The sequence below is a fragment of the Citromicrobium bathyomarinum genome, assembly GCA_001306305.2.
Taxonomy (GTDB): domain Bacteria; phylum Pseudomonadota; class Alphaproteobacteria; order Sphingomonadales; family Sphingomonadaceae; genus Alteriqipengyuania; species Alteriqipengyuania bathyomarina.
In genome coordinates this window covers 1,040,984-1,054,475 of sequence record CP155577.1, presented here as the reverse complement: position 1 = coordinate 1,054,475, position 13,492 = coordinate 1,040,984, and the positions used below count along the sequence as shown (strand labels likewise).

The following is a 13,492-nucleotide window of genomic DNA, read 5'->3' as shown; positions in this document are numbered from 1 at the left end:
ATCACACGATGTTCGATTTTCTGCCATTCAAAGATGCTGGGTACGCCCGATGATCGATATCGGCAGCATCGTCGACGGCACCTTCGAGTGGATCTGGGACCACCTCTTCGCAATTATCGGCTGGATCATCGCCATGATTGCCTTCGTGGTGGTGCCCTTCCGCCGCCCGCCAGCAGAGGCGCGTAACTGGCTGCTGATCTTTTTTGCGCTGCCGTGGGTCGCGCTGCTCATCTACTGGCTGATCGGTCGGCCGCAATATGCGAAGCAGCGTCAGGAGCGGGTCGCGGACCTGCCGCGCATTCTGGACCGGATTACCCGGCAATCGGGGCTCGACAAGGCAGAGATATCGCCCCGACTTTGCGAGGATAATCACTCGCTCGCCAACCTGGCACACGGGCTGGGCCAGTTCCCGGCGGTCGATGGCAACCGGATCGAGCCGCTCGGTGACTATCACGCCACGTTCGACCGGATCGTCGAGGATATCGACCGCGCCCGGCACCACGTGCATGTCGAGTTCTACATCTTCAAGAACGACCGTGCGGGCGATCGCGTGCTCGCGGCACTCGAACGGGCGAGCGCGCGGGGTGTGACCTGCCGCCTGCTGATCGATGCGCTGGGCTCCTACGGCTCGGTTGCATCGATCAAGCGGCGGCTGGAGCCTGCGGGCATCGAGGTGCACGACATCCTGCCGCTACGCCGGCGTCTGTCCAGTTCACGCGTGGACCTGCGCAATCACCGCAAGATCGTGGTGGTGGATGGTCGGGTCGGCTACACCGGCTCGCAGAATATCTGGGCGCCAGAAGATCATGGAAGACAGGCCAACCGCGAACTCGCGGTTCGCGTTACAGGGCCGCTTGTCGTTCAGCTGCAGGCGATCTTCGTGTGCGACTGGTATCTCGAAACGCTCGAGCAGCTGGTCGAGGAAGCGATGTTCCCTCCGCTCGAACCCGTGGAAGCCGGACTGGCGGCGCAGATGATCGCCACCGGGCCGGACAATCCGGTTGGCGGGATGGATCTGATCGTGGCGCAGGCGATGCACAATGCGAGCGAAGAGATCGTTATCGTCACGCCCTATTTCGTGCCCAATGACTCGCTGCTGACGGCCATCCGCGGCGCGGTGTTGCGCGGGGTCCGGGTGCGGCTGATCACTGCGGCGAAATGCGATCAGTACCTCGCCGGGCTGGCGCAGCGCAGCTATTACGAGGAAATCCTCTCGCTCGGGGCAGAAATTCACCTGTTCGGCCCCGAATTCCTGCACGCCAAGCATTCCCGGGTGGATCACGAGGTTTCGATTCTGGGATCGAGCAATATGGATATGCGCTCGTTCGAACTGAATGCCGAGATCGATTTGCTATGTTACGATCACGCTTTCGCCGAAGACCTCCAGCAGGTGGAAAATCGCTATCTCGAACAATCCACTCCCGTGTCGTTCGCCGAATGGAAGCATCGCCCCCTGATGCACAAGGTGCTGGAGAACACCGCACGAATGCTGAGCGAGCTGATCTGAAACGATGGCCAATCCCACCTTCAAGCTCGCGAGCTACAACATCCACAAGGCGGTCGGCACGGATCGCAAGCGCGATCCGTCACGCATCCTCAAAGTGCTGGGTGAGGTCGATGCGGACGTCGTGGTCCTGCAGGAGGCAGACCGGCGGTTCGGGCAGCGCGAGCGCACCCTGCCCGATTTTCTGGTCGAGCAGCATACCGATTACATGCCGGTGCCCTTCGACGTGCAGCACGATTCAATGGGCTGGCACGGGAACACGATCATGGTCAGGCGCGACATCGCCGTCCTGGAGCATGACGTCCTCCATATTCCCTATCTCGAACCGCGCGGGGTCGTGACCGCGACCCTGCGGCTTCCCACCGGGCCGGAACTGACCGTGTTCGGCATGCATCTGGACCTGTCCGGCCTGTGGCGCGTGCGACAGGCGCGCGCGATCGCCGAACTGGCACGCGTGGCGCAGGAGCAGCGGCCCACGCTGCTGGCGGGTGACCTCAATGAATGGCGACCCAACGGCGGCTGCCTCAAGGAATTCGGACGCCACTTCACCGTGCTCGATTGCGGGCGCAGCTTCCACAGCCAGCGCCCGATGGGGCGGCTCGACCGGATCATTCACGGAGCACCGCTGGAGGCCGTCGAGTTCGGCGTGCACCACAGCCCGCTCGCCTCGCGCGCGTCCGACCACCTTCCCGTCTGGGGCGTTTTCCGCATACCGGATTGATGCGCCGACGCTCTGGCAGACCTGGCTGGAGAGAGGCGGCGCTGGTCGGCACACGCCGAACGGCGAAGCAGCCCCGCGTCTCTCGCGTCAGCAGTGATCCGCTAGAACAGCGCAATATTGTCGATCAGCGGTTCCAGTTCCGGCGCAATGGATGAGACGACGAGCGGCTGATGCAGCGCATCGCCCAACAAGTTCTCCTCTGCCTGCAATGCGCGGATCGCGGCACTTGCGGCGCCGTACTCAAAGCCCGGCTCGACAACATGCGTGTCGGGCGCATCGAAGACCTGCAGGCCGGCGAGTTCGACCTCGCTCTCCATCACCGAGGCGCGGCCCCATCTGGAACTGTTTTCGAAGCGGAAGACGGGCTGGTCGGGACCGATCAACAGCTCGCGCGATCCTTCGTCGAACACCACGGGGTGCAGCATCCTGTCACTGGGCAGATGGACTTCGTTGTCACGCAGCTCGCCGAACAGGGCCTGATTGGACGCGACATCGAACAGCAGGTCCGCACCGGTTTGCGCGGTCCCGAAACCAGGCTCACCGTAATAGTCCAGCGCAGGGCCGATGCGGACCCAGTCACTGGTGCCGCCGTAAGCGACGACTACGCCGCCGGACGAGAAGCCGACGATATCGTCGGTCCCGTCGCCATTGATATCGGCCAGAATGCGAGGGAAACGATCATTGGTGGCCCAACCTCCGGCTGCATCACCATAGCCGAACTGATCGGTCGCGAGCGTTGCGTTGGAAAACCCGCCCTCACCATCGCCCAGTGCCACCCACGTGCCGTTCGAGCTGAAGCCGACGATGTCCACGGCTCCGTCGCCATTCAGATCGCCAAGCATTCTCGGGAACCGGTCTTGTGTCAGCCACCCGCCGGCAGACGGGGCCGAGCCAAATCCGCTATAACCGAGGACGGGGTCGGTATAAGTTCCGTTTTCGAGCGCGTAGGAGATGTAGACCCCGCCACTCCCGAAACCGACAATATCCGCACGACCGTCGCCATTGATGTCGGCAAGAGTGCGTTGGTAGAGGTCGTTGTTACTCCAGCCGCCAGCGGACTGGCTAAAACCAAAGCTGTTCGTTGCCAGATAGGTGTTCCCGAAGCCGCCGTCGGCGCGCGCCAGCGACACGTAGACGCCTGCACCGCCAAAACCGATCAGATCGTCGCGTCCGTCGCCGTTCACGTCCGCCACTTCGCGCGGGAAGCGTGTGTTGTCGAGCCATCCGCCCGCTGCGTCGGCGGAGCCGAAACCCGCCAAGGCAAGCACCGGTGCCGCGAAGGTGCCGCTCGCCTGGCCGTAAGACACGTAGGTACCACCGCTGCCAAAGCCGATGATGTCTGCACGGCCATCGCCGTTTACGTCACCCATCGTGCGGGGGAACCGGTCGCCATCCGCCCAGCCGCCTGCGGCATCCGCCGATCCAAAGCCGGCAATGCCCAGCTGGAGCGGCGCGAAGGTGCCATTCGCCTGGCCAAGCGCCACGAAAGTACCCGAAGACGCAAATCCGATCAGGTCGGCGCGCCCATCCCCGTTCACATCTGCGACGGTCCTTGGATAGCGCTCGTTGCTCGACCAGCCGCCTGCGGCATCTCCGGCGCCAAACTGGTCATACCGGAACTGCAACTCGCCAGCCTGTGCGCCGAGCGCGTAAATGCCATCGTCGAAAGCGAGGCGTTCAACGCTGAACAGCGTGTCGACGCCGTCGGGCCCGCTGATCTGCTGGACCTGACCATTGGCAATATTGAAGATGGTATAGTCCGACCGGTTGCCAGAGAACACTGCAGTATCCGTGCCAGCGCCCCCGTCGATCGCATCGTTCCCGCCGCTTCCCACCAGAATATCGTCGCCCGCGCCTCCGCGGATCACATTGTCTGCCGCGTTCCCGCGAAGAAGATTATCCAAGTCGTTTCCGGCAGCCTCGACTGCACCCGATCCACTGACGAGCGTGAGGTTTTCGATATTCGCGCCGAGTGTGTAGGAAACACGGCTAAGGACCGTGTCGGTGCCTCCCCCGGCATATTCGACCAGCAAATCGCCAGCGCCAGCCACCTCATAAACATCGTCGCCCGTCCCCCCATAGACTGTCGCAGCAGCGCTGAGCGACGGGATGGTCGCCCCGGTGAGGGAAACATTCATGGTGTAGGAAGAGCCTGCCGGCATCTCCCCGCGCTCGTTGGTGACTTCGATGTAATAGGTGCCGCCTGCTTCGAACGTGTGCGTGAGATAGGCATCGTAGGTAAAATCGCTCCCCGGATCGATCACGCTGGCAGTCGCGTTGGCTGAAATTGTCTGCCCAGCGGAATCGACTATCCTGAGCGCGCTGTCGAAATCGGTCGTCCGATCGATATCGATGACGATCGTGGCCCCTTGGGCCACGGTCACCGCGTAGAACTCCCGCCCGCTGCTGGAGACGGCGTTGACGGTCGCATGCGGGATTGTCGCGGAGTCGGCAATTCTCCAGTCGGAGACAAGGTCGAACCCCCCTTCGAGCGTGATCGCGGTTTCGCGGGTTCCATTTACCTGTGTTACCAGCTTGACGATGTCGGGCCGATCTACCGGCGCGCTTCCGGAATCGATGATGAAGCGGTCGTTTCCGCTGCCCCCGAACACGATATCCGCCCCGCCGTTGGTCCGGATGACGTCGTCTCCCGCGCCGCCGTCGAGGCGGTCCGCGTACGCACTGCCAACCAGCATGTCGGCGCCATCCCGACCGGTCAGATTGGCGACTCCGCCACCCGCATAGAATGTATCGGCGCCTTCATCACCCGCCAGAACAAGCTCGCGAGGTGCCGCGTCTTCGGCAGGGCCGGAGCCTGCGACGCTGGTGCTGACCGCGATGACGTAGACGCCCGCATGTTCACCGATGCCGATGCTCCGGATCGACGTGCCAAGCAGGCTTGGGGCGGCTTCAGCGTCGGCAAGGAAGCGCGAAAGAATGTCTTCGGGCTGCACATCGTCGGAATAGACCGCAAAGAACTGGAGGTTCGCACTTCCTCCGAGATAGGATGCGAATGCGTCCGGAATTGCCTGCCCGTTGGACATCGTGGCGATCCAGCCTTGCAGATCGGTCGGCGTGAACGCGACCGAAGGCTCCACGAGCCGGTTGACGGCAACGTCCTGAGCGATCCGGTTGGCAAGCGTGAACAGTGCACCGCTCAGGCCCAGCTCGGATCCGGCGGTTCGCGCATCGTTGAGTGTCGCGGCGATCCCGATCTCAGTGGCGGAAGCGGTATCGCCCGAAAAATCGCCGGCTGCCTGGATGAAGAGCGCGCTGTTGTAGCCTTGCCGGGCGAGCTCTGGGGTCGTCTCGCTGGCAATGGCCGAGGCCGGGATTGGAGCCACCCCCTCTGCGGGCGCATAGCCGAGCGCCGCCCCCACGCCAATGTAATGCAGATAGGCGGTCGCATAGTCGCCGTTGGCGACGGCGGTCGCAGCGTCCGCATAGGTGTCGAGATAGTAATCGGCATCGAAGCTTATCGGCGCGGTATTACTGTCGGCGTAATCGGTGTCGTACATGTATGGCAGATCATCGAGAGACTGGAAGGACTCCCTGTAAAGCGTCCTCGCATAGTCTTGCACGTCATCACTGAAGAAAACCGTATACGCGACACCTCCGACGAAGCCCGTGACGATACCAAGGGCGATACCTATCGGATGTCGCGTCATCGCGCCCACGGCGGCAGGCCCGGAAGAGACGAGAGTCTCCGTCGCGGCATCGAAAGCCTGCACGAAAAACTCTTCGCGAAAATCTTCCGCATTGCGAACCCGGCTAGTTCGAACGGAGGCGTCGAATACCAGCCCGACAAGGCTGTACACCCCCGCCACCTTGCCCAGCAGGCGCGCAGCACCATCGGGAGAATCGACCCTTTGCGCGATTTCAAGAAGATCGAACTTCGCTTCCTGAAAATCGAACGTGCCGCCCAGTATGGCGGCCGCCGTGTCGCTGATCCAGGCATCCATGAGCCGTTCGGCATCGGGTTGCTGAATGTCGACATCCATCCGAACGGTGTAGGACTGATCGCTTGTGTAAGCCTCGGGAGGCCGGAAGCTGAAAAAGTTGCGTCCTTCGGTCACCGCGAAGGTGATTGCGCGGACGTTCTGCGGATCGGAATCAAGCGCGACGGTCAGGGTAATCGCCCCCGGAGCCGCTGCCGTGAATGCGATCGTGTCCAAGCTGTCGCCGGGGCCGAGCTCCTCACTGAAGACCAGCGAAGATGGGCCGACCTGTCCGAAATCGCGATCGAGGAGGAGAGCGCCTGCCGTTTGGCTCACCACAGGCGGAGAGAGCGAGGCAACGGGATCTCCGAAAATCACCGTGTCGATCGAGAACCCGGCGGCGTCATAGGATTCATCAATCACACGGACCGAGGCGATGCCCGCTTCGCTGGCAAAGCTGTAGGTCTGTACGCCGAACGCGGAATTGAGAATCGAACTCAGTACTCGGCCAGAGCCGTCCAGAAACTCGATCCGCGTGCTGCCGAGATTGTCGAAATAGCCGGCGGCGAGCGAGACCGAAGTAACGGCCCGCTCGAAAAACAGGAAAACAGGGCCGAAATAGTTACTGTTTGCGGCAAAAGAGGGGGACGCTGGCTGAGCGCCATCGCGAACGATCTGCCCCGAGGTTCGAACGGTGTTTTCGTCGAAAGAAAATGTCGGGTTACGCGTTCCTACTGATCGCTCGCTGAACGTAATTGTCGGCATAAAGCCACCCCCTTCACCCAATCGCCTCTGCTCGCAGCGAAATCAATCACCACAATTAAGCCGAATCGCCCAATCCAATTTTTACATGCCAATCTATTTTTGAGCAACAGTGATCAATTCGCATTTCCAATCATCTATAGGCAGGAGATTCTCGACGATCTCGCCGCCTGGCATCGATTGATCGGGTTCTGTGCTACAGATTCTTGACAATAGTCCGGCGCAAATGGTGTTCGCCCGACAACGGCATCGCGGCCTGCATGCCCGGTTGGACAAGCCCGCGCACAGCCCTACAACGTTTCGCCTCCCTTCTACGGCAAGACGAGCGAGCCTTCGTGACCGAACATTCCCGCGCATGGCGCTTCGCGGTCGACCGCGGCGGTACTTTCACCGATGTGGTCGCAACCACGCCCGACGGGCGGCTGGTGACCGACAAGCTGCTCTCCGAAAATCCCGGCCATTACGACGATGCCGCGACCGAAGCCGTTCGCCGCCTGATGACGGAGCATGGAGAGGCGCCGATCGCCGAACTGCGGATCGGCACCACCGTGGCAACCAACGCGCTGCTGGAGCGCAAGGGCGAACGCCTCGCGCTGGTGACCACGCGCGGCTTCGGCGATGGCTTGCGGATCGGCGCGCAGGCGCGGCCCGAGATTTTCGCCCGCCACATCATCCTTCCCGAGCAACTGCCTGCCAAGGTTGTCGAGATCGACGAGAGGATCGGAGCCGACGGAACGATCCTGCACCCGCTCGACGATGATGCCGCGCGCGCGGCGTTGCAGAACCTGCGCGACGAGGGGTTCGATGCGCTGGCGATCATCCTGATGCACGGCTGGAAATACCGCGATCATGAGGCGCGGCTGGGCGAGATCGCGCGCGCACTCGGCTTCACGCAGGTCAGCGTCAGCCACGAGGTCGCGCCGCTGATCAAATACGTGCCGCGCGGCGATACCACCGTGGTCGACGCCTATCTCTCCCCGGTGCTCAAACGCTACACCTACGGGCTTCAGCGGGACCTGCCCCCGGTCGAACGGCTCGGCTTCATGCAATCCAATGGCGGGCTGGCGGAGGTCGGCGCGTTTCGCGGCAAGGACGCGATTCTGTCGGGCCCAGCTGGCGGCGTGGTCGGGATGGTCGCGGCGGGCGAGCCGCTCGGCCATCGCAAGCTGATCGGCTTCGACATGGGCGGGACCAGTACCGATGTCGCGCATTATGCGGGCGAGCTGGAGCTGGCGGCGGAGAACCTTGTCGCAGGCGTGCGGGTCGCCGCGCCGATGATGCAGATCCACACCGTGGCGGCGGGCGGTGGCTCGGTGTGCAGCTTCGACGGCGCACGTTTCCGCGTCGGGCCCGAAAGCGGCGGTGCGGACCCGGGCCCGGCCTGCTACCGCAAGGGTGGCCCGCTGACGGTGACCGACTGCAACCTGTTTCTCGGGCGGATTGATCCGGCCTTCTTCCCGCATGTCTTCGGACCGGAGGGCAACCAGCCGCTCGACCCCGAAGCATCGCGCAAACGGTTGGAAGAGATCGCGGCCCAATTGCCCGAACCCAAACCTCTGGAAGACATCGCGCGTGGCTTCCTGGCGATCGCGGTCGACAACATGGCCAATGCGATCCGCAAGATCTCGGTCGCGCGCGGGCATGATGTCACCGAATATGCCCTCGCCTGCTTCGGCGGCGCGGGCGGGCAACATGCGTGCAAGGTGGCGGACGAGCTGGGGATCGAGACCGTGCTGGTCCATCCGCTCGCCGGTATCCTCTCCGCCTACGGCATCGGCCTCGCCCCCGTAAAGGCGATCCGCGAGGTCAGCCTGGTCCGGCCATTGCACGATGGCTTTGCCGAAGAACTCGATGCCTTGCGGGCCGAGGCTCGCGCCGCACTGACCGAGCAGGGCATCGCCGCGAAGGACGTCACGCTCGCCGCCCGAGCACGGCTGCGGTTCGACGGCAGCGATTCCATGCTGACCATCGAGTGCACCGATGCGGACGCGATGGACGCCGCCTTCCGCGTGCTCCACCGCCAGCGCTACGGCTATTCGGACAAGGACGCCGCGATCATCGTCGAAGCACTGAGCGTGGAGGCGAGCGGGACCTCCGGCGGGCTTGGCGATGCGCCGATCGAACCCGTCGCGGTCGATGGGGAAGCCTCGGGCGAATGGCCGACCTACGAGCGCGCCGCGCTCTCCACCGGGCAGGCGATCGCAGGCCCCGCGCTGGTGATCGATCCGGGCTCTACCACCGTGGTCGACGAAGGATGGGAAGCGCAGCTGGCCAAGGAAGGCAGCCTTGTGCTGAGCCGCACGGTCCCGCTCGAACGCACGCGCGCGGCGGGGACCGAGGTCGATCCGGTCAGGCTGGAGATCTTCAACAACCTGTTCATGGCGATTGCCGAGGAAATGGGCGTGGTGCTGCAGAACACCGCGACCTCGGTGAACATCAAGGAACGGCTCGATTTCTCCTGCGCGCTGTTCAACGCCCGCGGAGAGTTGATCGCCAATGCGCCGCATATTCCGGTGCATCTGGGCAGCATGGGCGACAGCATCGCCCGAGTAATCGAAGTGCGCGGAGATGCGCGCGATGGTCGCGGCATCCGGCGCGGCGATGCCTATGTGGTGAATGATCCGTTCCGCGGCGGCACTCACCTGCCCGACATCACGGTGATCGCACCGGTGTTCTATTCCGATGACGGCGACACGCCCGACGCCTTTGTCGCCGCGCGCGGCCATCACGCCGATATCGGCGGGATCGCGCCCGGCTCGATGCCGCCCGAGAGCCGCACGATCGAGCAGGAAGGGGTGATGATCGACAACCTCCTGCTGGTCGATGAGGGCACCTTCCGCGAGGATGCGGTCCGCGCGGCGCTGGCGGACGCGAAGTACCCGGCACGGCGGCCCGACCGCAACCTGTCGGACCTGCGCGCCCAGCTGGCCGCCTGCACCAGAGGCGCGGAGCTGCTGCATCAGGCGGCGGACGAGCGCGGGGCGCAGATGGTCACCGCTTATATGGATCACGTCCTCGCCAATGCGGAGGAGAGCGTGCGCGCGCTGCTTGGCCGGCTGGAGGATGGCGCGTTCACCTACCCGATGGACAATGGCGCGCAGGTGCAGGTCGCGATCCGGATCGACGATGCGACCCGCTCTGCGGTGTTCGACTTCACCGGCACGAGCGATCAGCAGCCAAACAATTTCAATGCGCCGCGATCGATCACCCGCGCCGCCGCGCTCTATGTGCTGCGCACGCTGATCGACGATCCGATCCCGATGAACGACGGCTGCCTGCGCCCGGTCGAGCTGATCGTACCCGAAGGATCGATGCTCAACCCAAGGCCCGGCGCAGCAGTGGTCGCAGGCAATGTCGAGACCAGCCAGGTGGTGACCGACTGCCTGTTCGCCGCGACCGGACGCCTCGCGCCCAGCCAGGGCACGATGAACAACTTCACTTTCGGCAACGAGAACCATCAATATTACGAGACGATCGCTGGCGGATCGGGAGCGGGGCCGGACCATGACGGCACCAGCGCGGTGCAGACGCACATGACCAACAGCCGCCTGACCGACCCCGAAATCCTCGAGACGCGGCTGCCCGTGCGGCTGGACACCTTCGCGATCCGGCGCGGATCGGGTGGCAGGGGCGCGCATACCGGCGGTGACGGGGTCGAGCGGCGGGTGACCTTCCTCGAGCCGATGCGCGCGAACATCCTCGCCAACCGGCGCACCGTACCCCCGCGCGGGATCGCGGGCGGCGGCGATGCGCTGCCGGGGGAAAACTGGGTCGAACGCACCGACGGATCGCGCGAGGACTTGTCGGCGACCGACAGCGCGGACATGCAGCCGGGCGACAGTTTCGTGATCCTCACGCCCGGCGGGGGCGGGTATGGAGAGACAAACGGATGAACTACTGGCCGCTGATCGGCATTGCGCTGGTCGTCATCGGGTTCGCGCTCAAATTCAATCCGCTGCTGGTTGTGGTCGGTGCGGCGATCGCGACCGGGCTGCTGGCCGGGCTAGACCCGGTTTCGGTGATCGAGGCGCTGGGCCAGGCGTTCAACGAGAACCGTTACATCTCGGTCACCTGGATCATCCTGCCAGTGATCGGCCTGCTGGAACGATACGGATTGCAGCAGCGCGCGCGCGGTCTGATCGAAAGCGTGCGCGGGGCGACCATGGGCAAGCTGCTGGTGATCTACCTCGCGTTTCGCCAGTTGACCGCAGCGCTCGGCATGAAAGACATCGGCGGACACCCGCAGGCGGTCCGCCCGCTGGTTGCGCCCATGGCCGAGGCGGCGGCGGTCAAGACACACGGCGACCTGCCCGATGGAGAGCGTCAGAAAGTGCTCGCCATGTCGGCGGCAACCGACAATGTCGGGCTGTTCTTCGGCGAGGACATCTTCTTCGCGATCGCCTCCATCCTGCTGATCCAGGGCGTATTCGAATCGGCAGGCTATCCGATGACGCCGCTGCAACTCTCGGTCTGGGCGATCCCGACCGCGATCTGCGCCTTCCTGATCCATTCGAGCCGGATCATGACGATGGACCGGCGACTGGGCCGGCTTCCATCGGCCATCGCGCACAGAGACAGGCCTGTCGAAGAACCCACCGTCGTCCTTACCAAACGGGGAGACGGCCAGTGATCACCTACGAATGGCTCTATATCCTCGCCGGCATCTTCTTCGCCATCTGGGCGGTGCTGAGCGCGCTCGATCGCAGCAATGGCAAGCGGTGGGGCAACGCCGCCTTCTGGGGCCTGCTCGCAGTGAGCTTCCTGTTCGGGAGCCACCTTACGCCTTTGCTCAACGGAGTGCTGGTGCTGGCGCTGGTCGCCATTGCAGGCGTTGGCGGGCTGGGTCGCAGCGATCCGCCCACCACCACGCTGGAAGAGCGGTTCAAGCTGGCCGAGCTGAAGGGCAACAGGCTGTTCGTCCCTGCATTGATCGTGCCCTTCGTCGCGGTCGCAGGCACGCTCGCATATAACTGGACGCCCCTCAGCGGGACCGGCCTGTTCGAGCCCCGGCGCGAGACGCTGCTGCTGTTCGCGATCGGAGTGCTGGTCGCGCTGGCGGTGGCGATGGCGTGGCTGAAGCCCCCTGCCCTCGCCCCTGCGGAAGAAGGCCGCCGCCTGCTCGATTCGATCGGCTGGGCGGCGATCCTGCCGCAAATGCTCGCGGCGCTGGGCGCGGTGTTCGCAGTGGCCGGGGTGGGCGACATCATCGGCAGCCTTGCCGGGCAGGTTATTCCCGAAGGCAGCGTGCTGCTGACGGTGATCGTGTTCTGCCTCGGCATGGCGATCTTCACCATGATCATGGGCAATGCCTTCGCCGCCTTCCCGGTAATGGCCGCCGCGATCGGCATTCCGCTGCTGGTGGAAGGCTATGGCGGCAACCCGGCGGTGATCGGCGCGGTCGGGATGCTGGCGGGCTTCTGTGGCACGCTGCTGACCCCGATGGCGGCCAACTTCAACATCGTGCCCGCCGCGCTGCTGGAGCTTGACGATCAGAACGGCGTGATCAAACAGCAGGTGTGGACCGCGATCCCGCTGTGGGTCTGCAACATCGCAATCATCTATATCGGAGGGTTCCTGCTATGGAGCTGACGCAGGAAACGGCGGCCCGCTTCGCGCAGGCCGCGCTGGGCCACGTGGCGCGCGAATATCCGCACAAGCTCGACCATGTGATGGATGGCGATGCCGATGTATCCCCCCCGCGCGAACTGCATCCGTGCTTCTTCGGCAGTTTCGACTGGCATTCCTGCGTGCATGGCTGGTGGACCCTGCTCACGCTGCGCCGCCTGTTTCCCTACAGCGACGAGGCGCGCGACATAGAAGCGTTAGCCGACAGCACCTTCACGCCCGAGAAGATCGGGGTCGAGCTGGCTTATGCGCAGCGGCCTTCGTCGCGCGGGTTCGAACGGCCTTATGGCTGGGGCTGGCTGCTCTATCTGCACCACGAAGCCGCGCGCCATGACGAAGAATGGGCCGCACGGCTGGAGCCGCTGGCGCGCCATTTCGCGCAGGCGTTCAAGGACTATCTGGGCGTCCTCACCTACCCCGTCTTTGTCGGCACGCATTACAACACTGCCTTCGCGCTGACGCTGGCGCGCGAGTGGGCCGAAACCCGCGACCCGAAACTGGTCGAAACGATCGATACCTGGGCAGATCGGGTATTCGCCGAGCGCAGCAACTATGCCGGATGGGAGCCGGGCGGCGACGAGTTTCTCTCCCCCGTGCTCAGCGCTTCGCTGCTAATGCGCAACGTCATGTCCCGGGTCGATTTTGCTCACTGGTTCGCCGGACTGGTGCTCGACAATCGCTGGCTTGAGCGGCTTCGGCCCGCCAGCGTCTCCGACCGGAGCGACGGCAAGATCGCCCATCTCGATGGGCTCAATCTCAGCCGCGCCTGGGCGCTGCGCGCGATCCTCCCCGCACTCAGCCATGCCGAGGATCGCGACCTGATCGATGCCTGCGCCACCGCGCACCTCGAAGCCGCGCTGCCCCATGTGACCGGCGACTATATGGGAGAGCACTGGCTGGCGAGCTTCGCTCTGCTCGCCCTGCTGGAGAAGCCCTAGCGGG

At 64.1% G+C, this 13,492-nt stretch carries 7 protein-coding genes; 6 read left to right on the top strand and 1 reads right to left on the bottom strand.

Features of this window, described 5'->3' with window-relative positions:
• The first annotated feature begins 49 nt into the window (after positions 1 to 49).
• Both cls and VO57_005405 read left to right on the top strand, forming a co-directional pair.
• Positions 50 to 1,507, top strand: a complete 1,458-nt coding sequence (gene cls, locus VO57_005410) for a cardiolipin synthase (protein XBL70778.1) — start codon at positions 50 to 52, stop codon at positions 1,505 to 1,507.
• Between the two features lie 4 nt (positions 1,508 to 1,511).
• Complete coding sequence (locus VO57_005405; protein ID XBL70777.1) at positions 1,512 to 2,225, top strand: endonuclease/exonuclease/phosphatase family protein; 714 nt, start codon at positions 1,512 to 1,514, stop codon at positions 2,223 to 2,225.
• Positions 2,226 to 2,326: 101 nt separating this feature from the next.
• Here the strand turns inward: VO57_005405 and VO57_005400 are convergent, their stop codons facing one another.
• Complete coding sequence (locus tag VO57_005400) at positions 2,327 to 6,928, bottom strand: FG-GAP-like repeat-containing protein (GenBank protein ID XBL70776.1); 4,602 nt, start codon at positions 6,926 to 6,928, stop codon at positions 2,327 to 2,329.
• A 332-nt stretch (positions 6,929 to 7,260) separates the two neighbouring features.
• Here VO57_005400 and VO57_005395 point away from each other — a divergent pair, with 332 nt between their 5' ends.
• Genes VO57_005395 through VO57_005380 form a run of 4 tightly spaced genes read left to right on the top strand, consistent with a single transcriptional unit; the run spans position 7,261 to position 13,488 of the window.
• Positions 7,261 to 10,818, top strand: a complete 3,558-nt coding sequence (locus VO57_005395) for a hydantoinase B/oxoprolinase family protein (GenBank protein XBL70775.1) — start codon at positions 7,261 to 7,263, stop codon at positions 10,816 to 10,818.
• Positions 10,815 to 11,555 carry a DUF969 domain-containing protein gene (locus VO57_005390; GenBank protein ID XBL70774.1) on the top strand — a complete coding sequence of 247 codons (741 nt, stop codon included), beginning with the start codon at positions 10,815 to 10,817 and terminating at the stop codon, positions 11,553 to 11,555. Before VO57_005395 ends, VO57_005390 begins: the two co-directional genes overlap by 4 nt.
• Entirely contained in the window at positions 11,552 to 12,514 is a 963-nt protein-coding gene (locus tag VO57_005385; protein ID XBL70773.1) for a DUF979 domain-containing protein, read from the top strand. The genes VO57_005390 and VO57_005385 overlap by 4 nt, the downstream gene beginning before the upstream one ends.
• Positions 12,505 to 13,488, top strand: a complete 984-nt coding sequence (locus VO57_005380; GenBank protein XBL70772.1) for a DUF2891 domain-containing protein — start codon at positions 12,505 to 12,507, stop codon at positions 13,486 to 13,488. Before VO57_005385 ends, VO57_005380 begins: the two co-directional genes overlap by 10 nt.
• The last annotated feature ends 4 nt before the right edge of the window (positions 13,489 to 13,492 follow it).